21 protein-coding genes are annotated in these 26,417 nt (G+C 61.5%); 14 read left to right on the forward strand and 7 right to left on the reverse strand.

All coding sequences use genetic code 11. The features are described 5' to 3' along the window. Positions 1 to 77: 77 nt before the first annotated feature. Both pap and ACLH0I_RS09065 read left to right on the forward strand, forming a co-directional pair. A complete protein-coding gene (gene pap / locus ACLH0I_RS09060; RefSeq protein ID WP_411386837.1) occupies positions 78 to 1,592 on the forward strand; it encodes a polyphosphate:AMP phosphotransferase in 1,515 nt (504 codons plus the stop codon). 103 nt (positions 1,593 to 1,695) lie between these two features. Continuing rightward, entirely contained in the window at positions 1,696 to 2,880 is a 1,185-nt protein-coding gene (locus ACLH0I_RS09065) for a thiolase family protein (protein ID WP_411386838.1), read from the forward strand. Between the two features lie 158 nt (positions 2,881 to 3,038). On the opposite strand, the gene ACLH0I_RS09070 is transcribed toward ACLH0I_RS09065, so the two are convergent. Next, positions 3,039 to 3,236, reverse strand: coding sequence for a DUF6316 family protein (locus ACLH0I_RS09070; protein ID WP_186704705.1), 198 nt, complete (start codon positions 3,234 to 3,236; stop codon positions 3,039 to 3,041). A gap of 352 nt (positions 3,237 to 3,588) precedes the next feature. Between ACLH0I_RS09070 and ACLH0I_RS09075 the strand changes: the two genes are divergently transcribed. Further along, positions 3,589 to 4,539: a DMT family transporter gene (locus ACLH0I_RS09075; protein WP_411386839.1), complete on the forward strand. Its 951-nt coding sequence runs from the start codon at positions 3,589 to 3,591 to the stop codon at positions 4,537 to 4,539. Between the two features lie 245 nt (positions 4,540 to 4,784). Here ACLH0I_RS09075 and ACLH0I_RS09080 read toward each other — a convergent pair whose 3' ends face one another. Further along, complete coding sequence (locus tag ACLH0I_RS09080) at positions 4,785 to 6,179, reverse strand: class II fumarate hydratase (protein WP_053183039.1); 1,395 nt, start codon at positions 6,177 to 6,179, stop codon at positions 4,785 to 4,787. 202 nt (positions 6,180 to 6,381) lie between these two features. Between ACLH0I_RS09080 and ACLH0I_RS09085 the strand changes: the two genes are divergently transcribed. The 7 genes from ACLH0I_RS09085 (at position 6,382) to ACLH0I_RS09115 (ending at position 14,400) form a co-directional block, all read left to right on the forward strand. Further along, complete coding sequence (locus ACLH0I_RS09085) at positions 6,382 to 6,903, forward strand: DUF2059 domain-containing protein (RefSeq protein WP_092167494.1); 522 nt, start codon at positions 6,382 to 6,384, stop codon at positions 6,901 to 6,903. Positions 6,904 to 6,915: 12 nt separating this feature from the next. After that, entirely contained in the window at positions 6,916 to 7,215 is a 300-nt protein-coding gene (locus tag ACLH0I_RS09090) for a BolA family protein (RefSeq protein ID WP_250963524.1), read from the forward strand. A 285-nt stretch (positions 7,216 to 7,500) separates the two neighbouring features. After that, a complete protein-coding gene (locus tag ACLH0I_RS09095) occupies positions 7,501 to 8,442 on the forward strand; it encodes a rhodanese-related sulfurtransferase (protein ID WP_250963523.1) in 942 nt (313 codons plus the stop codon). A gap of 36 nt (positions 8,443 to 8,478) precedes the next feature. After that, positions 8,479 to 9,081: a DsbA family protein gene (locus ACLH0I_RS09100; RefSeq protein WP_411387479.1), complete on the forward strand. Its 603-nt coding sequence runs from the start codon at positions 8,479 to 8,481 to the stop codon at positions 9,079 to 9,081. Further along, the gene (locus ACLH0I_RS09105; protein WP_411386840.1) at positions 9,074 to 10,900 is read left to right on the forward strand and encodes an ABC transporter ATP-binding protein; all 1,827 of its coding nucleotides are present in this window, start codon (positions 9,074 to 9,076) and stop codon (positions 10,898 to 10,900) included. Before ACLH0I_RS09100 ends, ACLH0I_RS09105 begins: the two co-directional genes overlap by 8 nt. A 191-nt stretch (positions 10,901 to 11,091) precedes the next feature. Further along, the gene (locus tag ACLH0I_RS09110; protein ID WP_186704710.1) at positions 11,092 to 13,551 is read left to right on the forward strand and encodes an EAL domain-containing protein; all 2,460 of its coding nucleotides are present in this window, start codon (positions 11,092 to 11,094) and stop codon (positions 13,549 to 13,551) included. A gap of 78 nt (positions 13,552 to 13,629) precedes the next feature. Continuing rightward, complete coding sequence (locus ACLH0I_RS09115; protein WP_284739108.1) at positions 13,630 to 14,400, forward strand: TenA family transcriptional regulator; 771 nt, start codon at positions 13,630 to 13,632, stop codon at positions 14,398 to 14,400. A 278-nt stretch (positions 14,401 to 14,678) separates the two neighbouring features. Here ACLH0I_RS09115 and ACLH0I_RS09120 read toward each other — a convergent pair whose 3' ends face one another. From ACLH0I_RS09120 to ACLH0I_RS09140, 5 genes are all read right to left on the reverse strand, one after another. Continuing rightward, the gene (locus tag ACLH0I_RS09120; protein ID WP_411386841.1) at positions 14,679 to 15,605 is read right to left on the reverse strand and encodes a GGDEF domain-containing protein; all 927 of its coding nucleotides are present in this window, start codon (positions 15,603 to 15,605) and stop codon (positions 14,679 to 14,681) included. Between the two features lie 352 nt (positions 15,606 to 15,957). Beyond that, a complete protein-coding gene (locus ACLH0I_RS09125) occupies positions 15,958 to 16,698 on the reverse strand; it encodes a YciK family oxidoreductase (protein WP_411386842.1) in 741 nt (246 codons plus the stop codon). Positions 16,699 to 16,914: 216 nt separating this feature from the next. Further along, positions 16,915 to 17,586 (reverse strand): N-acetylmuramic acid 6-phosphate phosphatase MupP, encoded by a 672-nt coding sequence (gene mupP / locus ACLH0I_RS09130; RefSeq protein ID WP_411386843.1) that lies wholly within the window; start codon positions 17,584 to 17,586, stop codon positions 16,915 to 16,917. 4 nt (positions 17,587 to 17,590) lie between these two features. Continuing rightward, positions 17,591 to 18,289, reverse strand: coding sequence for a bifunctional 2-polyprenyl-6-hydroxyphenol methylase/3-demethylubiquinol 3-O-methyltransferase UbiG (gene ubiG / locus ACLH0I_RS09135; RefSeq protein ID WP_063322361.1), 699 nt, complete (start codon positions 18,287 to 18,289; stop codon positions 17,591 to 17,593). A 61-nt stretch (positions 18,290 to 18,350) separates the two neighbouring features. After that, positions 18,351 to 19,682: a TRZ/ATZ family hydrolase gene (locus ACLH0I_RS09140; RefSeq protein ID WP_411386844.1), complete on the reverse strand. Its 1,332-nt coding sequence runs from the start codon at positions 19,680 to 19,682 to the stop codon at positions 18,351 to 18,353. 106 nt (positions 19,683 to 19,788) lie between these two features. Between ACLH0I_RS09140 and mtnA the strand changes: the two genes are divergently transcribed. The 4 genes from mtnA to pheA all read left to right on the forward strand — a co-directional run bounded on the left by mtnA (position 19,789) and on the right by pheA (position 26,417). Beyond that, positions 19,789 to 20,865 (forward strand): S-methyl-5-thioribose-1-phosphate isomerase, encoded by a 1,077-nt coding sequence (mtnA, locus tag ACLH0I_RS09145; RefSeq protein ID WP_411386845.1) that lies wholly within the window; start codon positions 19,789 to 19,791, stop codon positions 20,863 to 20,865. A gap of 429 nt (positions 20,866 to 21,294) precedes the next feature. Further along, entirely contained in the window at positions 21,295 to 23,958 is a 2,664-nt protein-coding gene (gene gyrA / locus ACLH0I_RS09150) for a DNA gyrase subunit A (RefSeq protein WP_250963512.1), read from the forward strand. A 279-nt stretch (positions 23,959 to 24,237) separates the two neighbouring features. After that, positions 24,238 to 25,323: a 3-phosphoserine/phosphohydroxythreonine transaminase gene (gene serC / locus ACLH0I_RS09155; RefSeq protein ID WP_186704718.1), complete on the forward strand. Its 1,086-nt coding sequence runs from the start codon at positions 24,238 to 24,240 to the stop codon at positions 25,321 to 25,323. Next, a complete protein-coding gene (gene pheA, locus ACLH0I_RS09160) occupies positions 25,323 to 26,417 on the forward strand; it encodes a prephenate dehydratase (RefSeq protein WP_003199233.1) in 1,095 nt (364 codons plus the stop codon). The genes serC and pheA overlap by 1 nt, the downstream gene beginning before the upstream one ends.

Below are 26,417 nucleotides of genomic sequence, written 5' to 3' on the forward strand. Positions count from 1 at the left end.
GCGCATCTGAATGGAATCTGCTGCACAGGGCCGCATCCAATCCGCTAGTCTTGAGCCATCCCCGGAAGGAGCTGCCCATGTTTGAATCCGCTGAAATCGGCCATGTGATCGATAAAGACACCTTTGAGGCCGAGGTGCCCGCCCTGCGTGAAGCGCTGTTGGAAGCGCAGTTCGAGTTGCAGCAGCAGGGCCGGTTTCCGGTCATCGTGTTGATCAACGGCATCGAAGGCGCGGGCAAGGGCGAGACGGTGAAGTTGCTCACTGAGTGGATGGACCCACGGCTGATCGAAGTGCGCACCTTCGACCAGCAGACCGACGAGGAACTGGCGCGGCCTCCCGCGTGGCGCTATTGGCGGATGCTGCCGGCCAAGGGGCGCATGGGGATTTTCTTCGGCAACTGGTACAGCCAGATGCTCCAGGGCCGGGTCCATGGCGAATTCAAGGACCCACGACTCGACCAGGCGATCGCCGGTGCCGAGCGCCTGGAAAAAATGCTCTGCGATGAAGGCGCGCTGATCTTCAAGTTCTGGTTCCACCTCTCCAAGAAGCAGATGAAGGCCCGGCTCAAGGGGCTCAAGGATGACCCGCTGCACAGTTGGCGCATCAGCCCGCTGGATTGGCAGCAGTCCCAGACCTACGACAAGTTCGTCAAATACGGTGAGCGGGTGCTGCGCCGCACCAGCCGCGATTACGCGCCGTGGCACGTGATCGAAGGCATGGACAGCTGTTATCGCAGCCTCACCGTCGGGCGGATCCTGCTCGACGGTTTGCGCCAGGCCTTGGACCGGTCGAAGATCAAACCGCAAAAGGTCAGTGTGGCGCCGCTGCCCGAGCTGGACGGGCAGGTCACGCTGCTCGACAGCCTGGACATGACCCGGCGCCTGGACAAGGCTGACTACGAAGAACAACTGATCACCGAGCAGGCGCGGTTCGCCGGCCTGCTGCGGGACAAGCGCATGCGCCAACATGCCCTGGTGGCGGTGTTCGAAGGCAATGACGCGGCGGGCAAGGGCGGGGCGATCCGGCGGGTCGCGGCGGCCCTGGACCCACGCCAATACAGCATCGTGCCGATTGCCGCGCCCACGGAAGAGGAGCGCGCCCACCCCTACATGTGGCGGTTCTGGCGGCATATCCCCGCGCGCGGCAAGTTCACCATGTTCGACCGCTCCTGGTACGGCCGGGTGCTGGTGGAGCGGGTCGAAGGTTTTTGCAGCCAGGCCGACTGGCTGCGGGCCTACGGGGAAATAAACGACTTCGAGGAGCAGATCGCCGACGCTGGTGTGGTGGTGGTCAAGTTCTGGCTGGCCATCGACAAGGAAACCCAGCTGGCGCGTTTCCAGGAGCGCGAGGAAATCCCGTTCAAGCGTTTCAAGATCACCGAGGATGACTGGCGCAACCGCGACAAGTGGGACGCCTACCGCGCCGCAGTGTGCGACATGGTCGACCGCACCAGCACCGAGATTTCCCCCTGGACCTTGGTGGAGGCCAACGACAAGCGCTGGGCGCGGGTCAAGGTACTGCGCACCCTCAACCAGGCATTGGAGGCGGCTTTCGAGCGCAGCGCAAAACAGGCTCGCAAGAAGAAGCGCTAGGGCGATGGGTACGCATACGCGAGGTGAATGATTGTCGCGGTCGGTTATCCAGTGGATCTATGCTCGATTCACTCTCAACCGACCAGAACAATGAGGTACAGCCATGCGTGAAGTGGTGATCGTCGACAGCGTACGGACCGGCCTGGCCAAGTCCTTTCGTGGCAAGTTCAACATGACCCGCCCAGACGACATGGCGGCCCATTGCGTCGATGCCTTGTTGGCGCGCAACGACATCAACCCGGCCAGTGTCGAGGATTGCATCGTCGGGGCCGGCTCCAATGAGGGCGCCCAGGGCTACAACATCGGGCGCAACGTGGCGGTGCTCTCGCGATTGGGCATCGGCACAGCCGGGATGACCCTCAACCGCTTCTGTTCCTCGGGCTTGCAAGCCATTGCCATCGCCGCCAACCAGATCGCTTCCGGTTGCAGCGACATCATTGTGGCGGGTGGTGTGGAATCCATCAGCCTGACGATGAAAAGCGTCAATACCGACAACCTGATCAACCCACTGCTCAAGGAGCAAGTGCCCGGGATTTATTTCCCCATGGGCCAGACAGCGGAGATCGTCGCTCGCCGTTACCAGGTCAGCCGCGAAGAGCAGGACCGCTACGCCTTGCAGAGCCAGCAACGCACCGCCAAGGCCCAGGCGGCGGGATTGTTCGATGATGAAATCATCCCGATGGCGGTCAAGTACTGGGTCGAGGACAAGCAGACCGGTGCGGTGCAGATTCTTGAGGGCGTGGTCGATCATGACGATTGCAACCGCCCGGACACCACCTATGAAAGCCTCGCAGGCCTGAAGCCGGTGTTCGCCGAAGACGGCTCGGTGACGGCGGGTAACTCGTCGCAGTTGTCCGACGGCGCCTCGATGACCTTGGTCATGAGCCTGGAAAAGGCCCTGGCGCTGGGGCTCAAGCCCAAGGCGTTTTTTCGCGGTTTCACCGTGGCCGGTTGCGAGCCGGACGAAATGGGCATCGGCCCGGTATTTTCAGTGCCCAAGCTGCTCAAGGCCAAGGGCTTGCAGATCGCCGATATCGACCTCTGGGAACTCAACGAGGCGTTTGCTTCCCAGTGCCTGTACAGCCGCAACCGGCTGGAAATCGATCCAGAGAAATACAACGTCAACGGCGGCTCGATCTCCATCGGCCATCCGTTCGGCATGACCGGTTCCCGGCAAGTCGGGCATCTGGTGCGTGAGTTGCAACGGCGCAACCTGCGCTACGGCATCGTGACCATGTGTGTGGGCGGCGGGATGGGGGCGACGGGGTTGTTCGAGGCGGTGAGATAACCGCAAAAAGTATGCTTGCACAGAGCTTTTGTGGCGAGGGAGCTTGCTCCCGCTCGACTGCGAAGCAGGCGCCAAACTGTCGATGCGGTTTATTGATAGGCAGGGGGGCCGCTTCGCGACCCAGCGGGAGCAGGCTCCCTCGCCACAGGAGTATGGTGCTAGCTGGCGACCTGAGTCAGTTGCAGCATCCGCTGTACATACGCTTCCACCTCCCGCAACGCCTCCTCGCGATTGGCGAATGGCCCTTCCTGGGTGCCTTCCCGGGTGTTGAAGTAAAATTCGCCGTTTATTCGGCAAATCCGGTCACTGGGAAAGACCATCGCAGGGGCGAGGTCCTGGGCGCGTTTGCCAAGCATGAGGGGCTCCAAAAGGGGCGGCGGGATCAGGTTGAGTGAAGTTTAGAGGCTGGCGTGGACCGCTGCTTGGTCAGCCGATAGGCGGCCATGTGCCATGTCGGTATCGATTCAATTCATCCGCAACTGTTCCTGTGTCGCTGGGCGAATAGATGCCTAGTGGCCTGTGTGGCTAATTCGTGCACTCAACTTCGGCGCCAGAACTTGCCAGTCTGCGTTGCCATTCCTCGCCGTAGCGGGCTACGACTCGTCATGGCGCCTTGCCTGGCAAGCCCTGGCACTCGAATTTGAGTACTAGAATTAACCGTACAGGCCACTAGAATGGGCGTTCTTTGTCCTGGGCTTCGAGGGTTGCATGCACATATCGTCCGGTCGCTGGGTCTACGGTTTGTTCCTCGCCCTGTTGACGGCCCTGCTCTGGGGAATCCTGCCGATCAAGCTCAAGCAAGTGCTGCAAGTGATGGACCCGGTTACCGTGACCTGGTTTCGCTTGCTGGTGTCCGGCGGTTTGCTGTTCATTTATTTGGCGGCGACCCGGCGCCTGCCCAGTCGCAAGGTCCTCGGCCCTCGCGGCGGCTGGCTGGTGGCGATGGCGGTGCTCGGGCTGGTGGGCAATTACGTGTTGTACCTGATGGGCCTGAACCGCTTGAGCCCCGGCACCGCGCAATTGGTGGTGCAGATGGGGCCGATCATGTTGCTGGTCGCCAGCCTGTTTGTGTTCAAGGAGCGGTTCAGCGTGGGGCAGGGCATTGGCTTGCTGGTGCTGCTGATCGGTTTCACGCTGTTTTTCAACCAGCGCCTGGGCGAGTTGCTGACTTCCCTGAGCGAATACACCGCCGGGGTGTTGATGGTGTTGTTGGCATCGACGGTCTGGACGTTCTACGCCCTGGGCCAGAAGCAATTGTTGACGGTGTGGAATTCGCTGCAGGTGATGATGGTGATCTACCTGTTTTGCGCGCTGCTGCTCACGCCCTGGGTGCATCCGTTGGAGGCGCTGCAGTTGAGCCCGCTGCAAGGCTGGTTGTTGCTCGCGTGCTGCCTCAATACCTTGATTGCCTATGGCGCGTTTGCCGAAGCCCTGGCCCATTGGGAAGCGTCGCGGGTCAGCGCAACCCTGGCGATCACGCCGCTGGTGACCTTCTCCGCGGTGGCGATGGCGGCCTGGTGGTGGCCTGATTATGTCCATGCCGAGCAGATCAACCTGCTGGGCTATGGCGGGGCGGTGCTGGTGGTGCTGGGTTCGGCGCTGGTCGCCCTGGGCCCCTCGTTGATCGCCGGGCTCAAGGCCCGACGTGTGGGGCGTTAGCCCCTTTGTGGGAGCGAGCTTGCTCGCGATTGGCGGCCTGACAGGCAACAGTGATGTCGAGCCTGCCGGCCTCATCGCGAGCAAGCTCGCTCCCACAGCGGATCTCCAGCGGTTGGACTGTCGCGGTTAAAACTGTCCCCCCTGTGGTAGCGAGCTTGCTCGCGATTGGCGGCCCGACAGGCAACTGTGATGTCGAACCTGCCGGCCCCATCGCGAGCAGGCTCGCTCCCACAGGAGGGCTGGCGTTAGCCCTGGCTACCGGCCTCCAACATATTCTCCGGCCTCACCCAGGCATCGAATTCTTCATCGGTCAGGTACCCCAGCTGCAGCGCCGCCTCGCGCAAGGTCAGCCCTTCGCCGTAGGCTTTCTTGGCGATTTCCGCTGACTTGTCGTAGCCGATATGCGGGTTCAGTGCGGTCACCAGCATCAACCCACGTTCCAGGTGCGCGGCCATTTGCTCGGCGTCCGGTTCGAGACCGGCGATGCAGTGCTGCTGGAAGTTGCTGCAACCGTCGGCCAGCAGGCGTATCGACTGCAGCAGGTTGTGGATGATCACCGGTTTGAACACGTTCAACTGCAAATGCCCCTGGCTGGCGGCAAAACCAATGGTCACGTCGTTGCCCATGACCTGGCAGGCCAGCATCGACAAGGCTTCGCACTGGGTCGGGTTGACCTTGCCAGGCATGATGGAACTGCCCGGTTCGTTGGCTGGCAATTTCACCTCGGCGAAGCCGGCCCGGGGGCCTGAGCCCAGCAGGCGCAGGTCGTTGGCGATCTTCATCAGGGTCACGGCGAGGGTCTTCAGGGCGCCGGACAAGGACGTCAGGGGTTCATGGCCGGCCAGCGCGGCGAACTTGTTCGGTGCGGTGACGAACGGCAGGCCCGAGAGCGCCGCCAATTCAGCGGCAATCGCTTCGCCGAAACCATGGGGTGAATTGAGCCCGGTGCCCACGGCCGTGCCGCCCTGGGCCAGCTCGCAGACGGCCGGCAGCGCGGCGCGGATCGCCCGTTCGGCATAATCGAGTTGGGCAATGAACGCCGACAGTTCCTGGCCAAAGGTGATTGGCGTGGCATCCATCATGTGGGTGCGGCCGGTCTTGACCAGCTTCATGTGCCGCGCCGCCAGTTCCGCGAGGCCGCCGGAGAGTTCGCTGATGGCCGGCAGCAATTGCTGATGGACAGCCTGGGCGGCGGCGATGTGCATGGCGGTGGGGAAGCAGTCGTTGGAACTCTGCGAGCGGTTGACGTGATCGTTGGGGTGCACCGGGCTCTTGCCGCCGCGGGGGTTGCCGGCCAGTTCGTTGGCGCGCCCGGCGATCACCTCGTTGACGTTCATGTTGCTCTGGGTCCCGCTGCCGGTCTGCCAGACCACCAACGGGAACTGGTCGTCGTGCTGGCCGTCCAGCACTTCGTCGGCGGCCTGCTCGATCAGGCGGGCGATGTCGGCGGGGAGGTCGCCATTGCGATCATTGACCCGCGCGGCGGCCTTCTTGATCAGGGCCAGGGCATGCAGCACCGACAGCGGCATGCGTTCGTTGCCAATGGCGAAGTTGATCATGGAACGCTGCGTCTGGGCGCCCCAGTAGGCGTCGTCCGGGACTTCAACCTGGCCAAGGCTGTCGGTTTCGATACGGCTCATCGGGTCAAACTCCTTAAAGGCTGAATGCGCAGTTTAGGCCCAGATGGGCGGCACCGGTTCCCTCAATCATCGCTCAATCCAGGAGCGGTGTGTTCGCTCCGTCAATCGGACCCGACAAGCATCGGGGTTGAGGCCTGGCGTTTTTTAGGCGCAGAATGGTCGCCCTTGGGGTTTTACCTCGCCTGTAAACAAAGGAAACTCGATGACCCGTCTTCGTGCCATCTGTACCGCAGTTGCTCTGGTGTGTGCCAGCGGCCCTGTTTTCGCCGATACCGCCAGCCACAATGCCAGCGCCGAAGCGTTCCTGACCCTGGCGCACGCTGACAAACTGGGCACTCCGGTGTACATGCAAGTGCAGCAGATGTTTGCCCAGCGCTTTGAGCAGACCAAGGCCCCTGAGTCGAAAAAAGCCACCCTGGAAACCTATCAGGCCAAGGCCAATGCCGCGCTGGACCAAGCCATCGGCTGGAACAAGCTCAAGCCTGACATGGTCAAGCTCTACACCAGCAACTTCAACGAATCGGAGCTCAAGGACCTGGTGGCTTTCTACCAATCGCCATTGGGCAAGAAAGTCCTGGAAAAAATGCCACAGCTGACCCAGCAATCGGCCCAGCTGACCCAGGCCAAGCTTGAAAGCGCGGTGCCGGTGGTCAACAAGCTGCTGGCCGACATGACGGCCGAGCTCGAGCCAAAAGCCGCCGCCCCAGCCAAGAAAAAGCCGTAAGCGGAGCCCGGTATGAGCATGCAACAACGCATCGAATCGACACTCGGGCTCTTGCAGCCCGAGCACTTGCAAGTGCTGGATGAAAGCCACATGCACAGCCGTGGCCTGCAGACGCACTTCAAGGCCGTGGTGGTCAGCCAGCAGTTCGAAGGGCTCAATCGCGTCAAGCGTCACCAGAAGGTCTACGGCACGCTGGGCGAGCTGATGGGTGAGTTCCATGCGTTGGCGCTGCACACCTACACGCCCGAAGAATGGGCGCAGGTTGACGCGGCCCCGGCTTCGCCGACGTGTGCCGGTGGCAGCAAGCACTGAGCGCACAACCTGTTCTTATGGCGAGGAAGCTTTTGTGGCGAGGGAGCTTGCTCCCGCTGGGCTGCGAAGCGGCCCCCAAGCCAATCACCGCGTCGTGTCAGGCTGATCCCAATCAGTTTTTTGGGGCTGCTGCGCAACCCAGCGGGAGCAAGCTCCCTCGCCACACAGGCTCTCGCTCCTAAAACCACATTGTTTTTGTTAGAATCGCAACGCGCCGCTCACCCGGCGCGTTTTTTTTCGCATCCGGTTCACCCTTTACGAGGGTAGCCACCTGGAGAAACACCCATGACACAACCCATTGTCGTGGCGGCACTGTATAAGTTCGTCACCCTTGAAGATTACGTCGAGCTGCGTGAGCCCCTGCTCAAGGCTATGCTCGACAACGGCATCAAAGGCACGCTGCTGATCGCCGAGGAAGGCATCAACGGCACGGTCTCCGGCACCCGTGAAGGCATCGACGGGTTGATGGCCTGGCTCAAGAACGATCCGCGCATGGACGACATCGACCATAAAGAGTCGTACTGCGACGAGCAGCCGTTCTACCGCACCAAGGTCAAGCTCAAGAAAGAAATCGTTACCCTCGGCGTCGAAGGCGTGGACCCGAACAAGCAGGTCGGCACGTACGTCGAGCCACAAGACTGGAACGCGTTGATCAGCGATCCGGAAGTGCTGTTGATCGACACCCGCAACGATTACGAAGTGTCCATCGGCACCTTCGAAGGCGCCATCGACCCCAAGACCACCAGCTTTCGCGAGTTCCCCGAGTACATCAAGGCCAACTTCGACCCGGCCAGGCACAAGAAAGTCGCGATGTTCTGCACCGGCGGCATTCGTTGCGAAAAGGCTTCCAGCTACATGCTTGGTCAAGGCTTCGACGAGGTCTATCACCTCAAGGGCGGCATCCTGAAATACCTCGAAGAGGTGCCTCAGGAGGAAACCAAGTGGCGCGGCGACTGCTTCGTGTTCGACAACCGCGTGACCGTTCGCCATGACCTCAGCGAAGGGGACTACGATCAATGTCACGCTTGTCGTACGCCGGTGAGCGTCGAAGACCGCGCTTCGGAGCATTACGTGCCTGGCATCAGTTGCCCGCATTGCTGGGATAAGCTGAGCGAGAAAACCCGTCGCAGCGCCATCGACCGGCAGAAGCAGATCGAGTTGGCCAAGGCGCGGAACATGCCGCACCCGATCGGCTACAACTATAAGCAAACATCTTCCGAGGCTTGAACCATGGCGTCACGCCTGCTCTACGTGATGGACCCGATGTGCTCCTGGTGCTGGGGCTTTGCACCGGTGGCCGAGGCATTGGTCGAGCAGGCGCAGGCCGCGGGCGTGGAATTGCACCTGGTGGTGGGCGGTTTGCGCACCGGCAGTGGTTCGGCACTGGAGCCGACCACCCGGCGCTACATTCTTGAGCATTGGCAGGCGGTGACCCAGGCCACCGGCCAGCCCTTCAAGCTTGAAGGCGCGCTGCCGGACGGTTTCGTCTACGACACCGAACCAGCCTGCCGGGCATTGGTGACGGCCCGCAGCCTCGCCCCGGACTTGGCCTGGAAGCTGGTGAAGCTGATCCAGCAGGCCTTTTATGTGCAAGGCCGCGACGTCACCCACGCCAGCGTCCTGGTGGAGCTGGCCGAACGGGCCGGGTTGCCACGCATCGAATTCGCTGCGGCTTTTGACCGCGCCGACCAACACGCGGCCACTGCGGCGGATTTCACCTGGGTACAGGACCTGGGCATCGCCGGGTTCCCCACGCTGTTGGCCGAGCGCGACGGCCAACTGGCCTTGCTGACCAATGGTTATCAGCCCCTGGGCCAGTTGTCACCGTTGCTGGGCCGATGGCTGGAGCGCGCGACCTGTGCCTGAGCGGCCGCCAGACCCATCGGCCTCGCGGCGCATCGACCGGTTGAGCTGGGCGGAAATCCGTCGCCTGGCCCTCACCCATAAAAAAGCCCTGTGGATCGCCAACGGCGTGGCCGTGCTGGCGACACTGTGCAGCGTGCCGATCCCGTTGCTGTTGCCGCTGTTGGTGGACGAGGTCCTGCTGGGCCACGGCGATGCGGCCTTGAACGTCATGAACCATGCATTGCCAACGGCGTGGCAGAGCGCTGCTGGCTATATCGGGCTGATGTTGCTGGCGACCCTGGCCCTGCGCTGCGGCGCCTTGCTGTTCAACGTGCTGCAGGCGCGCTTGTTCGCCAGGCTGGCCAAGGACCTTGTCTACCGCATTCGTATCCGCCTGATCGAACGTCTCAAGCGAATCTCCCTGGGCGAGTACGAAAGCCTGGGCAGCGGCACCGTGGCGGCCCACTTGGTCACCGACCTGGACACTCTCGACAAATTCATCGGCGAAACCCTCAGCCGTTTCCTGGTGGCGATGCTGACCTTGGTGGGCACCGCTGGGATCCTGGTGTGGATGCACTGGAAACTGGCGCTGCTGATCCTGCTGTTCAACCCGCTGGTGATCTACGCCACGGTACAGTTGGGCAAGCGGGTCAAGCACCTCAAGAAACTGGAGAACGACAGCACCTCGCGCTTCACCCAGGCCTTGACCGAAACCCTGGACGCCATCCAGGAAGTGCGCGCAGGCAATCGCCAAGGCCATTTCCTTGGGCGCTTGGGAATGCGCGCCAAGGAAGTCCGCGATTACGCCGTGAACTCGCAGTGGAAAACCGACGCCTCGAACCGCGCCAGTGGTTTGCTGTTCCAGTTCGGCATCGATATTTTTCGCGCGGCGGCCATGCTCACCGTGGTGTTTTCCGACCTGTCCATCGGCCAGATGCTGGCGGTGTTCAGCTACCTCTGGTTCATGATCGGTCCGGTCGAGCAGTTGTTGAATTTGCAGTACGCCTTTTACGCCGCCGGTGGCGCCTTGAACCGTATCAATGAACTGCTGGCCCGGGCCGACGAGCCGCAGTACACCGGCGGCGTCGATCCGTTCAAGAGCCGTGACACCGTGGGCATCGAGATCCAGGGGTTGAGTTTCGGTTACGGCGAGGAGTTGGTGCTCGACCAATTGAACCTGTCCATCTCTGCGGGGGAAAAAGTCGCCATCGTCGGGGCCAGTGGCGGCGGCAAGAGCACCTTGGTGCAGTTGCTGCTCGGGCTGTACACGCCGCAGTCGGGTAGCATTCGTTTCGGCGGCGCCACGCAGCAGGAGGTTGGCCTGGAAACCATTCGCGAGAACGTCGCTGTGGTGCTTCAGCATCCGGCGTTGTTCAACGACACGGTGCGGGCTAACTTGACCATGGGCCGTGAACGCAGCGACGAGGCCTGCTGGCAGGCGCTGGAAATCGCCCAACTCGACGCCACGGTACGGGCGCTGCCCCTGGGCCTGGACAGCATCGTTGGGCGTTCCGGGGTGCGGTTGTCCGGCGGGCAGCGCCAACGGCTGGCCATTGCCCGCATGGTATTGGCCAATCCTCGGGTGGTGATTCTCGACGAAGCCACCTCGGCCCTTGACGCGGCCACCGAGTACAACCTGCACCAGGCCCTGGCGCGCTTCTTGAGCGCGCGTACCACCCTGATCATCGCCCACCGACTCTCGGCGGTGAAACAGGCCGATCGAGTCCTGGTGTTCGACGGTGGGCAAATCGCCGAAGACGGCGACCATTTGCAACTGATTGCCGAAGGGGGCTTGTACGCTCGGCTCTACGGTCATTTGCAACAAATACAGCAGCCTTGAGTTTCCGGCGCTTTTCTGCGCTTAGTATCGGAAAAAAAGCAGGCAAACCCGCTGTTCTTCCCAAATTCCACGCAAAGTCTGTCGATCTGTTCATCCATTCATTCGATGGGTCGAAAACTAGCCTAGGCTATTGAGTCAGGAGTGGAATTCTGGCGGGTGTTCGTCCGCAATACCTGTGTGCAAGGGACCTCATGAAGCAAAAGCAGACTCTCGGAACACCACGGCTGCTGGGTATCGTCTGGCCCTTTATCGCCGTTGTGCTATTTCAGGCATTGCTCGGCGGCGTCAGCCTATACGTATTGTCCGCGGTTCGCGGCTATGTGGCGGGAGAGAGTCTCTGGTCCAAGGGCCAGAAAGACGCCATCTATTACCTCAACCTTTACGCCGACAGCCGCGACGAGGCGATTTTCCGAAAATTTCAGCAAGCCATCGCCGTTCCCGAGGGCGGCCACGAATTGCGGGTGGCGCTGGACCGCGAACCGCCGGACCTGGAAGCCGCACGGGCCGGCATCCTCAAGGGCGGCAATCACCCGGACGATGTGTCCAGCCTGATCTGGCTTTATTTGAATTTCCGTCACTTCAGTTACTTGGAAGAAGCCATCGATCTCTGGACGGTGGGCGACGGCTACCTGATCGAATTGAATAACGTCGCCCGGCAGATGCACGGCAGCATCGCCGCGGGCCAGGCCTCGGAGGTGGACATCCGCGGCTGGAAGGCCCAGATCTTTGCGATCAATGATTCCGTGACCCCGGCTGCCAAGGCGTTCAGCGACGCGCTGGGCGAGGGCTCGCGTTTCATCCTGCGGCTGCTGCTGGTGACCAATTTCGCCACCGCCCTGGGGTTGATCGTCCTGGCGCTGTTGCGTACCCATAAGTTGCTGGCCCAGCGGCAGGTGTTCGCCAATGCGCTGCAGATGGAGAAAGAACGAGCGCAGATCACCCTGCAATCCATTGGCGATGGGGTGATCACCACCGACGTGGAAGGGGCCATCGCCTACATGAACCCCGCCGCCGAAGCGATGACCCATTGGAAGGCCGAACACGCCACGGGCTTGCCCTTGGCCGCGCTGTTCAATTTGCTCGATGACAATGCCCAGACCGAAGGGCTGACCTTGATCGAGCACATCCTCAGCGGTCGACTCAGTGGCGCCAGCGAACATTCGAAACTGATCCAGCGCCTGGATGGCAGCACGGTCTCGGTCACCCTGGTGGGCGCGCCGATCCGCCATGCTGGCAAGGTCAGCGGCGCCGTGCTGGTGCTGCATGACATGACCCAGGAGCGGCAATACATCGCCAACCTGTCGTGGCAGGCCACCCACGACGCCCTGACCGGCCTGGCCAACCGCCGGGAATTCGAGTATCGCCTCGAGCAGGCCTTGCACAACCTCACTCGCCAGGTCGGTCGTCATGCCTTGATGTTTCTCGACCTGGACCAGTTCAAGCTGGTCAACGACACCTGCGGCCACGCGGCGGGAGACGAGTTGTTGCGGCATATCTGTGCCTTGTTGCAGTCAGGGCTGCGGGAAAACGACACCCTGGCCCGGTTGGGCGGCGATGAGTTCGGGATCCTGCTGGAGAACTGTTCGCCGGAGGCGGCGGAAAAGATTGCCGAAGGGCTGCGCCAGACCGTGCAGAACCTGCATTTTGTCTGGAAGGGCCGGCCGTTCGTGACCACCGTGAGCATTGGCCTGGTGCACATCGCCCAGACCCCAACGACCCTGGAGGCATCCCTGCGGGCCGCCGACATGGCCTGTTATATGGCCAAGGAAAAGGGGCGCAACCGGGTCCAGGTCTATCATGCCGACGACTCGGAGTTGTCCCTGCGTTTTGGCGAGATGGCCTGGGTCCAGCGCCTGCACATGGCTTTGGAGGAAAACCGCTTTTGCCTGTACGCCCAGGAAATCGCCGCGCTGGGCCCGGGCGATCATGGTGGCGGACACATAGAAATCCTGCTGCGCCTGCATGACGAAGCCGGGCGGATGATCCTGCCGGACAGCTTCATTCCCGCGGCGGAACGCTACGGGCTGATGACATCCCTGGATCGTTGGGTGGTGGAAAACGTCTTCAAGATCATCCGCCAGTGCCTGAATGAATCGCGACAGGGGCCCATGGCGATGTGTGCGATTAATCTGTCAGGCACAACTATCGGAGATCAGGCGTTCCTCGACTTCCTGCGTAAACAGTTCGCCGCCTACTCGATTCCGCCGGAAATGATTTGTTTTGAAATTACAGAAACCAGCGCTATTTCGAATCTCGGCAGTGCGATCCGTTTTATCAATGAACTCAAGAGCTTGGGATGTTATTTCTCGCTGGATGACTTTTGCGCCGGAATGTCTTCATTCGCTTACCTGAAACATTTACCTGTAGACTTCTTGAAGATCGACGGGAGTTTCGTAAAGGATATGCTGGACGACCCGATTAACCGTGCAATGGTCGAAGTGATCAATCACATCGGTCACGTCATGGGTAAGCGCACGATTGCCGAGTTTGTAGAAACAGCCCAGATCGAGCAGGCATTGCTGGAGATTGGGGTGGACTACGCTCAGGGGTATGTGATCGAACGCCCGCAATTGTTTACCTGCGACACGTTGCAATGTCGGCCGGCCCGGCCCCAGCCGTTGTTATTCAAGGCCCCCGGCACGTTCCGCTGAAACGCTTGTTGATCCGAGAAAATCACAATCAAAAGGAGCCCGACAGTGATCGACACATTCAACCGAACAGGCCCGCTCATGGACGCTACAAGCTATCCGAAATGGGCACAGCAGCTCATTACCGATTGCAGCGAGAGCAAGCGCCGGGTTGTCGAACACGAACTGTATCAGCGCATGCGCGACAACAAGCTCAGCGCCAAGACCATGCGCCACTACCTCATTGGTGGTTGGCCGGTCGTCGAGCAGTTCGCTTTATACATGGCACAGAACCTCACCAAGACCCGCTTTGCCCGCCACCCTGGCGAGGACATGGCGCGTCGCTGGCTGATGCGCAACATTCGTGTCGAACTCAACCATGCCGACTACTGGGTCAACTGGAGCGCCGCCCATGGCGTGACCCTGGAAGACCTGCAGGCCCAGCAGGTACCGCCTGAGCTTCATGCCTTGAGCCATTGGTGCTGGCACACCAGTTCCTCGGACGCGTTGATCGTGGCCATCGCCGCGACCAACTATGCCATCGAGGGTGCCACGGGAGAGTGGTCGGCGCTGGTGTGTTCCAACGGTGTCTATGCGGCCGCCTTCGCCGAGGAAGACCGCAAGCGGGCCATGAAATGGCTGAAGATGCATGCCCAGTACGACGATGCCCATCCTTGGGAAGCCTTGGAAATCATCTGTACGCTGGCGGGGATGAACCCGAGCAAAGCCCTGCAAACGGAGCTGCGCCAGGCCGTGTGCAAGAGCTATGACTACATGTACCTGTTCCTGGAGCGTTGCATGCAACTGGAACAGTCGGAAACGGTGAGTAAGTCGTCATCCACCCGCGAGCGCCTGGCATTGGCCGGGAGCTGATTACTACCGCTACAGATAGCCACAACTTGTGGGAGCGAGCCTGCTCGCGAAGCGGTCTGACAGTCGACGGGGAGGTTGACTGCCAGATCGCTATCGCGAGCAAGCTCGCTCCCACAGTTGTTTTGGATGAGCGCTGTCTTGAATCGCCTTAAACCTTGTGGGAGCGGGCTTGCTCGCGAAGGCTCTGGCACATGCAACATAGTCGTAGGCTGACCCACCGCTTTCGCGAGCAAGCCCGCTCCCACAAGTATTTCGATATTCTTTGCTGTCGATACTTGTCAGCCAGCCATCGCCAGGCGATTGCGGCCTTCGCGCTTGGCCACGTACAGCGCGCTGTCGACCCTGCGCAGCAGGCTTTCCGAAGATTCCCCCGGTAGCAGGGTGGCGCAGCCCAGGCTGACGGTCAGCTCGATCCGGGTGCCAGCGGCGAAGTAATCCTGAGCCTGGGCGGCATAACGCAGCCGTTCGCCGACCATGGCCGCCGCATCCCGGCTGGTATTGGCCAGCAGGATCAGAAATTCTTCACCGCCGAACCTGAACACCATGTCCACGTTGCGCAGTTGGCCCTTGATCGACTCGGCCACGGCCTTGAGCACTTCGTCACCGACGCCGTGACCATGGTTGTCGTTGATGCGCTTGAAATGATCGATATCGAGCATCAGCACTGACAAGGGCTGCGAATGACGCTTGGCCATGTCGATTTCCCGCATCAACGTCTGGTCCATGGCGATGCGGTTGCCGGTACCGGTCAGCGGATCGCGCAGGGCACTACGGGTGGCGGCGCGGTAGAGCAGCGCGTTGCGCAGTGGGTACAGCAGCGTCGACATGATGGATTCGAGATCGCTCTGTTCCGCCTCGGTGAAACGCTGGTTGCGGCGAAATATCAGTTCCCCCAGGTGTTCGCCTTCATGGCTCAGGTTGTAGCTGAGGGTGTGATGCCCCCGTTGCCCGAACTCCAGGCGCAGGTCACTGGCTTTGTGCTGATAGGCCAACGCATCCAGGGGCACCAGTCGCTGAATTTCGCGGAAATACAGGCCCAGGATGCGCTGTGGCTCCAGGCTGGTCTGCAGTTGCTGGCTCAGTTGTTGACGCAATTGCGACAGACTGACAGAGCGTGCCGCAAGCGGCGATGACTGGGCCAGGCCCAGGCGCTGCAATTTGGCGCTGTCGAAGTCGATCGCGTTGATCTGGGTGGGCGTTTTCATATGGCGTTAGCACCTAAGCTAAATCTGTCCCGCAGGTTGGGTGTGGCGACTTTGGGCTGCGCGTCGTACTGGTCCATCAGTCCCGTAGGACAACTGATTTGAGTTTAGTCCGCTTTCCATGGCAGGCATAAGTCTCGTCTCAACGTCCACTACCTGCCGAACATGGCATGTTTGAAGAGGTTAGAGCGAAAGTCGTGCCATTCGGTTCATTTCAGTAAAAACCGGTTAGGAATCAATGGATTGAAAACAGCTCGCGATAGCTTCGGCGACGTGGGCTTGGCGGTTCGCCTGGTTTGGCACGGATCAGGGCCGATGTCGCGACGGTAAATCGTCGCGACATCGGCCCTGATCGTTATTGCGCGTTGAACGCCTGGCCGTTGACGCCGGTGCTGTCCGGGCCCATGAGGTACAGGTAGACCGGCATGATTTCTTCGGGCGTCGGATTGTTGAGCGGGTTTTCTCCCGGATAGGCCTGGGCGCGCATGCTGGTGCGGGTGGCACCGGGGTTGATGCTGTTGGCGCGCACCGGGGCGACGGTATCGACTTCGTCGGCCAGGGTCTGCATCAGCCCCTCGGTGGCGAACTTGGACACACCATAGGCGCCCCAGTAGGCCCGGCCCTTGCGGCCGACGCTGCTGGACGTGAACACCACCGACGCGTCCTTGGACAATTTGAGCAAGGGCAGCAAGGTGCTGGTGAGCATGAACATCGCGTTGACGTTGACGTGCATCACCCGCATGAAGTTCTCACCGGACAACTGTTCCAGTGGCGTACGTGGGCCGATGATCGAGGCATTGTGCAGCAGGCCGTCCAAGTGACCGAACTCGGTTTCGATCATCGCCGCCAGTTCATCGTATTGATGCGGCAGGGCGGTTTCGAGGTTGAACGGGATTACCGCCGGTTGCGGATGACCGGCCGCTTCGATTTCATCGTAGACCTGGGTCAGGTTGGCTTCGGTCTTGCCCAGCAGCAGGACGGTGGCACCGTGGGCGGCGTAGGCTTTCGCAGCAGCGGCACCGATCCCGCGACCGGCGCCGGTGACCAGGATCACCCGGCCATTGAGCAGATCGGGGCGGGGGGAATAATCAAACATAAAAAACCTCAACAAAATAAAGCGGCACGTTACCGTTTGTGCAGAGCAGTCATGGCCAGTGAGCTAACTGAGCTAACTGAGCTAACTGAGCTTAATGAATTTAGTGAGCTTTTGTGGCGAGGGAGCTTGCTCCCGCTGGACTGCGAAGCGGTCCCCAGGCGACGGCTTCGCCGCCGAGCGGGAGCAAGCTCCCTCGCCACTAGAGCGGTCCTCAGCTCAGCAACTGCACAATGCGCTATCCAGCACTTTACGCAACGCCAATGGATGGTCGATCACCACATCCGCGCCCCAGTGCTTGGGGTTGTCGTCCGGGTGAATGTAGCCGTAGGTCACCGCGCAGGTCTTGGTGCCGGCGCTGCGGCCGGACTCGATGTCCCGCAGGTCATCGCCCACGAACAGCACGCTGGCCGGGTCCAGGTCGAGCAGCTTGCACGCCAGGGTCAGCGGTTCCGGGTCCGGCTTGCTGTTTTTCACGTGGTCAGGGCAGATCAACACTTTCGAGCGCTCGGCCAGGCCCAGTTGCTGCATGATCGGTTCGGCGAAACGTACCGGCTTGTTGGTGACCACGCCCCAGATCAGGTTGGCCGCCTCGATATCGGCCAGCACCTCGGCCATGCCGTCGAACAGGTGGCTGTGGACCGCGCACCCCTTGAGGTAGCGATCAAGGAATTCCTGGCGCAGTTCCTCGAACCCCGGTGATTCCGGGTCCATGGAAAAGGTCACTGCGACCATCGCCCGGGCGCCGCCGGAAATCTCGTCGCGTATGTGCTGGGTGTTCATCGGTGGCAAGCCACGGTCGGCGCGCATGGCCTGGCAGATGGCGATGAAGTCTGGCGCGGTGTCGAGCAGCGTGCCGTCCATGTCGAAGAGAACCGCTTTGAGACGCATCGACTTATTCCTCGCGCAGGGTCTGGATCATGTAGTTGACGTCAACGTCGGCGGCCAGCTTGTAGTGCTTGGTCAGCGGGTTGTAGGTCAGGCCGATGATGTCCTTGACCGTCAGCCCGGCCGCGCGGCTCCAGGCGCCCAGTTCGGAAGGGCGGATGAATTTCTTGAAGTCGTGGGTGCCCCGTGGCAACAGCTTCATGATGTATTCGGCACCGATGATGGCGAACAGATAGGCCTTCGGGTTGCGGTTGATGGTGGAGAAGAACACTTGGCCGCCCGGCTTGACCATGCGGAAGCAGGCGCGGATGACCGAGGAAGGGTCTGGCACGTGCTCGAGCATCTCCAGGCAGGTGACCACGTCGAATTGGCCGGGCATTTCTTCGGCCAGGGCTTCGGCGGTGATCTGCCGGTATTCCACGCTGACGCCGGATTCCAACTGGTGCAGTTGCGCCACCGCCAGCGGGGCTTCGCCCATGTCGATGCCCATCACCGTTGCACCGCGCTGGGCCATGGCTTCGCTGAGGATGCCGCCGCCGCAACCGACGTCGAGGACTTTCTTGCCGGCCAGATTGACCCGTTCGTCAATCCAGTTGACCCGCAGCGGGTTGATGTCGTGCAGCGGTTTGAATTCGCTTTCACGGTCCCACCAGCGATGGGCCAGGGCTTCGAATTTGGCGATTTCGGCGTGGTCGACGTTGCTCATGTGCAGATCCTCGAAAAGCTTGAAAAATCAGGTGCCCCGAGCCGTGGCTCAAGGGGCGTGGTCATTCGTTGTGGCCGCTGATGCGGCGACCCCAGGCCTGGGCCGTGGCGATCAGTGTCGGTTCGTCCATCCGGGTCAGCCGGCCATCCTCCATTAACGGCTTGCCGCCTACCCACAGGTGTTTGACGCAATCGCGACCGGTGGCATAGATCAACTGCGACACCGGGTCGTAGATCGGTTGCTGGGCCAGGCCCGACAAATCGAACGCCACCAAGTCGGCGGCCTTGCCGATTTCCAGGGAGCCGACGGTCGTTTCGATGCCCAGCGCCCGGGCGCCATTGAGCGTGGCCATGCGCAGGGCCCGATGGGCATCCAGGGCCGTGGCCGAACCGGCGACGGCCTTGGCCAGCAGGGCGGCGGTGCGGGTTTCGCCGAGCAGGTCAAGGTCGTTGTTGCTCGCCGCGCCATCGGTGCCAAGGGCGACATTGACGCCGGCCTGCCACAGGCGTTCCACCGGGCAGAAACCGCTGGCCAGCTTCAGGTTCGACTCCGGGCAGTGGATCACGCTGCAATTGCTTTCTACCAGCAAGGCCTGGTCTTCGTCGCTGATTTGAGTCATGTGCACGGCTTGGAAGCGTGGCCCCAGCAGGCCCAGGCGCCCGAGGCGAGCCATCGGCCGCTCACCGGTGTTATCCACAGCCTGCTGCACTTCGAAGGCGGTTTCGTGAACGTGCATATGAATGGCCGCGTCCAGTTCCTCGGCGATCACGCGGATTTTCTCCAGGTTCTCGTCGCCCACCGTGTAGGGCGCGTGCGGGCCGAATGCGACTTTGATCCGTGGGTGATGCTTGAGGTCGCCAAACAATTCGATGCCCTGACGAATGGCGTCGTCGGCGCTGGCGGCACCGGGGATCGGGAAGTCGAGGATCGGAATGGCGATTTGCGCGCGGATCCCGCTGTCGTGGACGCACTGGCTGGCGATCTTGGGGTAGAAATACATATCGGAGAAACAGGTGATGCCGCCCTTGATCTGCTCGGCGATCGCCAGGTCGGTACCATTGCGCACGAAATCTTCATCGACCCATTTGGCCTCGGCCGGCCAGATGTGCTGTTCCAGCCAGGTCATCAAGGGCAGGTCGTCGGCCAAGCCACGGAACAAGGTCATGGCCGCGTGGCCGTGGGCGTTGATCAGGCCGGGGCTGAGCAGCATGCCGGGTAGCTCACGGACCTCGGTGGCGTCACATTTCAGGGCTTCTGCCCGTGGGCCGATGAACACGATGCAACCGTCGCGGATGCCCAGGCCATGATCCTTGAGCACAACACCGGCGGGTTCGACAGGCACCAACCAGGTCGGCAGCAATAATAAGTCGAGCGCAACGGCAGGCTTGGGCATCGTGGAACGGTTCCATGGGGTATAAAGGATGGCGAAGTATACCCGAGCGTCTTCGCGGAGGGATCGCTATAATCGGCGGCTTTTGTTCATGAGTACGGGGTGAAGGATGCGCGATCGACTATTGGCTGCGGAGAAGGTGAAGGCCATCGATTGGCGTGATGGCGTCCTGTACCTGCTGGACCAGCGTAGCCTGCCGTTCGAGGAGAACTGGATCGCCTGCACCCGTGTCGCCGACGTGGCCGAGGCCATTGGCGCGATGGTCGTGCGCGGCGCGCCGGTCATCGGCATCAGCGCGGCGTATGGCGTTGTGCTGGCGGCACGGGCCAGGATGGCCGAGGGCGGCGATTGGCAGGCGGCGCTGGAGGCCGATTTTGCCTTGCTGACCGAGGCCCGGCCGACGGCGGCGAACCTGTTCTGGGCGCTGGATCGGATGCGTGACCGGCTGGGGCGCTTGAAAGGGCATGCCGAGCCACTGGCGGTGCTCGAGGCCGAGGCCATCGCCATCCACGAGAGTGATCGCGAAGCCAACCTGACCATGGCCCAGCTGGGTGTCGACCTGATCCGCAAGCACCAGGGCAACGCCCAGGCCATCCTCACCCACTGCAACACCGGCGCCCTGGCCACCGGCGGTTTCGGCACGGCCTTGGGGGTCATCCGGGGTGCCTATATCGAGGGCATGGTGGAGCGTGTCTATGCCGACGAAACCCGGCCGTGGCTGCAAGGCTCGCGCCTGACGGCGTGGGAATTGGCTCGTGAAGGCATCCCGGTGACTCTCAATGCCGACTCCGCCGCTGCCCACATCATGAAGACCAAAGGGGTGACTTGGGTGATTGTCGGTGCCGATTGCATCGCCGCCAATGGCGACGTGGCGAACAAGATCGGCACTTATCAGTTGGCCGTCTGTGCCATGCACCATGGCGTGCGCTTCATGGTGGTGGCGCCGAGTTCGATCGTCGACCTGAGCCTGGCCAGCGGTGATGACATTCCAATGGAAGAGCGCGACAGGCGCGAACTGCTGGAAGTCGGCGGCAAGGGGCTCGGCGCGGATATTGACGCCTTCAACCCGGTATTCGATGTCACGCCGGCGGATTTGATCGATGTGATTGTGACCGAGAAGGGCATCATCGAGCGTCCGGACACTGCCAAGCTGGCGCAATTGATGTGCCGCAAGCGGCTGCACTGAGGATTTCCAGGGTTTGATCGGCCGCCATCGCGAGCAAGCTCGCTCCCACACTGGATTTTCGGTGTTCACAAAATTCCTGTGGGGGCGAGCTTGCTCGCGATGAGGTCTGAAAAGTCAACAAATGAGTCGGAATCCAGCCATAAATCTTCATTCGTTGCGCTTCTAAGCCCCTCTGATCCCATATCAGCCTGTCACCGGTCAACTAACTACGCACCATGCGCATCTGGGGGATAGGTGCGTGGCGGCTCTTGTGATAACATCCGGCGGTTTCCAAGGCCGCCTCGCGAGGTGGTCTTTACTGCGCAGATCCATGGCATAACTCGTTGATTTGTCGTAAGTCGCTGCACGGCACTTGTTCTGCAGCGGCGAGCTTCGTTCGTCCCATCTGGATGTGACGAGGTTTCACCAGAAAAAGGAATCAGGCTTCTCATGGGCGAACTGGCCAAAGAAATCCTCCCGGTCAATATCGAAGACGAGCTGAAACAGTCCTACCTCGACTACGCGATGAGCGTAATCGTCGGGCGGGCGCTGCCGGATGCGCGCGATGGCTTGAAGCCCGTGCACCGGCGCGTGCTGTTCGCGATGAGCGAGCTGGGCAACGACTTCAACAAGCCGTACAAGAAATCCGCCCGTGTCGTCGGCGACGTGATCGGTAAGTATCACCCCCACGGCGACACTGCCGTGTACGACACCATCGTTCGTATGGCGCAGCCATTCTCCCTGCGCTACCTGCTGGTAGACGGCCAGGGCAACTTCGGTTCCGTGGACGGCGACAACGCCGCGGCCATGCGATACACCGAAGTGCGCATGACCAAGCTGGCCCACGAGCTGCTGGCCGACCTGCACAAGGAAACCGTGGACTGGGTGCCGAACTACGACGGCACCGAAATGATCCCGGCGGTCATGCCGACCCGTATCCCGAACCTGCTCGTCAACGGCTCCAGCGGTATCGCCGTGGGCATGGCGACCAACATCCCACCGCACAACCTCGGTGAAGTCATCGACGGTTGCCTGGCCCTCATCGACAATCCCGAGCTGACCGTCGATGAGCTGATGCAATACATCCCGGGTCCGGACTTCCCGACCGCCGCGATCATCAACGGTCGCGCCGGTATCATCGAAGCCTACCGCACCGGCCGTGGCCGCATTTACATGCGCGCCCGCTCGACGGTCGAGGACATCGACAAGGTCGGTGGTCGCCAGCAGATCGTTATCACCGAACTGCCATACCAGCTGAACAAGGCCCGCCTGATCGAGAAGATCGCCGAGCTGGTGAAAGAGAAGAAGCTCGAAGGCATCACCGAGCTGCGTGACGAGTCCGACAAGGACGGCATGCGCGTCGTGATCGAGCTGCGCCGTGGCGAAGTGCCTGAGGTGATCCTCAACAACCTCTACGCCCAGACCCAGCTGCAAAGCGTGTTCGGCATCAACATCGTTGCGCTGATCGACGGTCGTCCGCGGATCCTGAACCTCAAGGACCTGCTGGAAGCCTTCGTACGTCACCGTCGCGAAGTGGTGACCCGTCGCACGGTGTTCGAACTGCGCAAGGCTCGCGAGCGGGGTCACATTCTCGAAGGCCAGGCCGTTGCCCTGTCGAACATCGACCCGGTGATCGCCTTGATCAAGGCCTCGCCAACGCCGTCGGAAGCCAAGGAGGCGCTGATCAGCACCCCTTGGGAGTCCTCCGCGGTGGTGGCCATGGTCGAGCGCGCCGGCGCCGATTCGTGCCGTCCGGAAAACCTCGATCCGCAATACGGCCTGCGCGAAGGCAAGTACTTCCTGTCCCCGGAACAGGCGCAAGCCATCCTGGAACTGCGCCTGCACCGCCTGACCGGCCTGGAGCACGAGAAGCTGCTGGCCGAGTACCAGGAGATCCTCAACCAGATCGGCGAGCTGATCCGCATCCTCAACAGCGCCACGCGCCTGATGGAAGTGATCCGCGAAGAACTGGAAGTGATCCGCGCCGAATATGGCGACGTGCGCCGCACCGAGATCCTCGATGCGCGCCTGGACCTGACCCTGGGTGACATGATCCCGGAAGAAGAGCGCGTGGTGACCATCTCCCACGGCGGCTACGCCAAGACCCAGCCGCTGGCCGCCTACCAGGCCCAGCGTCGCGGTGGCAAAGGCAAGTCGGCGACCGGTGTCAAGGACGAGGATTACATCGCTCACCTGTTGGTCGCCAACAGCCACACCACGCTGTTGCTGTTCTCCAGCAAAGGCAAGGTGTACTGGCTCAAGACCTACGAGATCCCGGAAGCATCCCGTGCTGCCCGCGGCCGTCCGCTGGTCAACCTGTTGCCGCTGGACGAGGGTGAATACATCACCACCATGCTGCCGGTGGAGGAATACACCGAAGGTCACTACATCTTCATGGCCACCGCCAACGGCACCGTGAAGAAGACCCCGCTGGAATCCTTCAGCCGCCAGCGCAGCGTCGGCTTGATCGCCCTGGAGCTGGACGAAGGCGACGTGCTGATTTCCGCCGCCATCACCGACGGCGAGCGTGAGGTCATGCTGTTCTCCGACGGCGGCAAGGTTACCCGCTTCAAGGAATCCGACGTTCGCGCCATGGGCCGTACCGCCCGCGGTGTCCGTGGTATGCGCCTGCCGGAAGGGCAGAAGCTGATTTCCATGCTGATCCCTGAAGAAGGCAGCCAGATCCTCACCGCTTCGGCCCGTGGTTATGGCAAGCGCACGGCCATCAGCGAGTTCCCCGAGTACAAGCGTGGCGGCCAGGGCGTGATCGCCATGGTCAGCAACGAGCGTAACGGTCGCCTGGTCGGCGCCGTGCAGGTGCTCGACGGCGAGGAGATCATGTTGATTTCCGACCAGGGCACGCTGGTGCGTACGCGGGTCGACGAAGTCTCGAGCCTGGGTCGTAACACCCAGGGCGTGACGCTGATCAAGCTGGCCAGCGACGAAACGCTGGTCGGGCTCGAGCGGGTCCAGGAGCCGTCGGAAGTCGAAGGCGAGGAGCTGGAAGGCGAAGACGGCGTGGCGCTCGACGGCACCCTCGGCGCCGATGTCGACGATGCTGTCGGCGACCAACCGCTTGACGCTGCCGCAGACGAAGAAGAACCGCAGGACTAAGCGGACACGCAGGGGGCGGATGAAGATTCGCCCCCTTGTTGTTTGTTCTGTTTGAAAATTTGCGACACTGCACATGCCCTACCGGGGTAATGCTGCTCTCCTGAGGTTTCATACCTTGAGTGAACGGCCCCTGTGGGAGCGAGCTTGCTCGCGATGACGGACTGGCATTCAACATCAACGTTGACTGTTGTGCCGCTATCGCGAGCAAGCTCGCTCCCACAGTGGAGTTGTGTATAGATCAAAAGATTTAGTGACCACCAGATCAGAGCGAGATTGGATGTGAGCAAGAGAGCCTATAACTTCTGTGCCGGCCCGGCGGCGCTTCCTGAAGCGGTCCTGAAGCGTGCCCAGGGTGAACTCCTCGACTGGCACGGCAAGGGCCTGTCGGTCATGGAGATGAGCCATCGCAGCGATGAGTTCGTGTCCATTGCCACCAAGGCCGAGCAGGACCTGCGTGATCTGCTGAACATCCCGTCCAACTACAAGGTGCTGTTCCTGCAGGGCGGCGCCAGCCAGCAGTTCGCCCAGATCCCGTTGAACCTGTTGCCGGAAAACGGCAGCGCCGACTATATCGACACCGGCATCTGGTCGCAGAAAGCCATCGAAGAAGCGTCGCGCTACGGTCACGTCAACGTGGCGGCCACCGCCAAGCCCTACGACTATTTCGCCATTCCCGGCCAGAACGAGTGGAAGCTGTCCAAGGACGCGGCCTATGTTCACTACGCGCCGAACGAAACCATTGGCGGCCTGGAATTCAACTGGATCCCGGAAACTGGCGACGTGCCATTAGTGGCCGACATGTCTTCGGACATTCTCTCGCGCCCTGTGGATATCTCCCGTTTCGGCATGATCTACGCCGGTGCCCAGAAGAACATCGGCCCAAGCGGCATCCTGGTCGCCATCATTCGCGAAGACCTGCTGGGGCGTGCCCGTTCCCTGTGCCCGACCATGCTCAACTACAAGGTCGCGGCCGACAACGGCTCGATGTACAACACCCCGCCGACCCTGGCCTGGTACCTGTCCGGGCTGGTGTTCGAATGGCTGAAGGAGCAGGGCGGTGTCGAAGCCATCGGCAAGCTCAACGAAGTGAAGCAGCGCACGCTGTATGACTTCATCGACGCCAGCGGCCTCTACAGCAACCCGATCAACAAGACCGATCGCTCATGGATGAACGTGCCGTTCCGCCTGGCCGACGACCGTCTCGACAAACCGTTCCTGGCCGGTGCCGACGAACGCGGCCTGCTGAACCTCAAGGGCCACCGTTCGGTCGGTGGCATGCGCGCCTCCATCTACAACGCCGTCGACATCAACGCCGTCAATGCGCTGATCGCCTACATGGCAGAGTTCGAGAAGGAACATGGCTGATGTCTGAGCAAGAACTCAAGGCGCTGCGCCTGCGCATCGACGCCCTGGATGAAAAGGTCCTGGAACTGATCAGCGAGCGCGCGCGCTGCGCCCAGGAAGTCGCCCGGGTGAAGATGGCCTCCCTGGCTGAAGGCGAAGTGCCGGTGTTCTATCGCCCCGAGCGTGAAGCCCAGGTGCTCAAGCGTGTCATGGAGCGCAACAAGGGGCCGCTGGGCAACGAAGAGATGGCGCGCTTGTTCCGCGAAATCATGTCCTCGTGCCTGGCCCTCGAGCAGCCGCTGAAAGTCGCCTACCTGGGGCCGGAAGGCACGTTCACCCAGGCTGCGGCCATGAAGCACTTCGGTCACGCGGTGATCAGCAAGCCGATGGCGGCCATCGATGAAGTGTTCCGTGAAGTCGCCGCCGGCGCGGTGAATTTTGGCGTGGTGCCGGTGGAGAACTCCACCGAAGGTGCGGTCAACCACACGCTGGACAGCTTCCTCGAGCACGACATGGTGATCTGCGGTGAAGTCGAGCTGCGTATCCACCATCACCTGCTGGTGGGCGAGAACACCAAGACCGACAGCATCAGCCGGATCTATTCCCACGCCCAGTCGTTGGCCCAGTGCCGCAAGTGGCTGGACGCTCATTACCCGAACGTCGAGCGCGTGGCGGTCTCGAGCAACGCCGAGGCGGCCAAGCGGGTCAAGGGCGAGTGGAACTCGGCGGCGATTGCCGGCGACATGGCGGCCGGCCTCTACGGGCTGACTCGCCTGGCCGAGAAAATCGAGGATCGTCCGGACAACTCCACGCGGTTCCTGATGATCGGTAGCCAGGAAGTGCCGCCGACCGGCGACGACAAGACATCGATCATCGTCTCCATGAGCAACAAGCCGGGCGCGCTCCATGAGCTGCTGGTGCCGTTCCACGACAACGGTATCGACCTGACGCGGATCGAGACCCGTCCGTCGCGTAGCGGTAAATGGACCTACGTGTTCTTCATCGATTTTGTCGGCCATCACCGCGATCCGCTGGTAAAAGGTGTGCTGGAAAAAATCAGTCAGGAAGCAGTGGCACTCAAGGTGCTGGGTTCCTACCCCAAGGCAGTTCTTTAA

It is taken from the genome of Pseudomonas sp. MPB03 (genome assembly GCF_046605385.1).
GTDB lineage: Bacteria > Pseudomonadota > Gammaproteobacteria > Pseudomonadales > Pseudomonadaceae > Aquipseudomonas > Aquipseudomonas zanjanensis.

What these genes read in the sequence shown, in the direction of transcription:
- mupP (WP_411386843.1), bottom strand. Translation starts at nt 17,586, where the DNA reads ATGCGTCTCAAAGCGGTTCTCTTCGACATGGACGGCACGCTGCTCGAC.
- ACLH0I_RS09065 (WP_411386838.1), top strand. Translation starts at nt 1,696, where the DNA reads ATGCGTGAAGTGGTGATCGTCGACAGCGTACGGACCGGCCTGGCCAAG.
- ACLH0I_RS09125 (WP_411386842.1), bottom strand. Translation starts at nt 16,698, where the DNA reads ATGTTTGATTATTCCCCCCGCCCCGATCTGCTCAATGGCCGGGTGATC.
- ACLH0I_RS09075 (WP_411386839.1), top strand. Translation starts at nt 3,589, where the DNA reads ATGCACATATCGTCCGGTCGCTGGGTCTACGGTTTGTTCCTCGCCCTG.
- ACLH0I_RS09090 (WP_250963524.1), top strand. Translation starts at nt 6,916, where the DNA reads ATGAGCATGCAACAACGCATCGAATCGACACTCGGGCTCTTGCAGCCC.
- ACLH0I_RS09120 (WP_411386841.1), bottom strand. Translation starts at nt 15,605, where the DNA reads ATGAAAACGCCCACCCAGATCAACGCGATCGACTTCGACAGCGCCAAA.
- ACLH0I_RS09140 (WP_411386844.1), bottom strand. Translation starts at nt 19,682, where the DNA reads ATGCCCAAGCCTGCCGTTGCGCTCGACTTATTATTGCTGCCGACCTGG.
- pap (WP_411386837.1), top strand. Translation starts at nt 78, where the DNA reads ATGTTTGAATCCGCTGAAATCGGCCATGTGATCGATAAAGACACCTTT.
- ubiG (WP_063322361.1), bottom strand. Translation starts at nt 18,289, where the DNA reads ATGAGCAACGTCGACCACGCCGAAATCGCCAAATTCGAAGCCCTGGCC.
- pheA (WP_003199233.1), top strand. Translation starts at nt 25,323, where the DNA reads ATGTCTGAGCAAGAACTCAAGGCGCTGCGCCTGCGCATCGACGCCCTG.
- ACLH0I_RS09110 (WP_186704710.1), top strand. Translation starts at nt 11,092, where the DNA reads ATGAAGCAAAAGCAGACTCTCGGAACACCACGGCTGCTGGGTATCGTC.
- ACLH0I_RS09100 (WP_411387479.1), top strand. Translation starts at nt 8,479, where the DNA reads ATGTGCTCCTGGTGCTGGGGCTTTGCACCGGTGGCCGAGGCATTGGTC.
- mtnA (WP_411386845.1), top strand. Translation starts at nt 19,789, where the DNA reads ATGCGCGATCGACTATTGGCTGCGGAGAAGGTGAAGGCCATCGATTGG.
- ACLH0I_RS09095 (WP_250963523.1), top strand. Translation starts at nt 7,501, where the DNA reads ATGACACAACCCATTGTCGTGGCGGCACTGTATAAGTTCGTCACCCTT.
- gyrA (WP_250963512.1), top strand. Translation starts at nt 21,295, where the DNA reads ATGGGCGAACTGGCCAAAGAAATCCTCCCGGTCAATATCGAAGACGAG.
- ACLH0I_RS09080 (WP_053183039.1), bottom strand. Translation starts at nt 6,179, where the DNA reads ATGAGCCGTATCGAAACCGACAGCCTTGGCCAGGTTGAAGTCCCGGAC.
- ACLH0I_RS09115 (WP_284739108.1), top strand. Translation starts at nt 13,630, where the DNA reads ATGGACGCTACAAGCTATCCGAAATGGGCACAGCAGCTCATTACCGAT.
- ACLH0I_RS09085 (WP_092167494.1), top strand. Translation starts at nt 6,382, where the DNA reads ATGACCCGTCTTCGTGCCATCTGTACCGCAGTTGCTCTGGTGTGTGCC.
- ACLH0I_RS09070 (WP_186704705.1), bottom strand. Translation starts at nt 3,236, where the DNA reads ATGCTTGGCAAACGCGCCCAGGACCTCGCCCCTGCGATGGTCTTTCCC.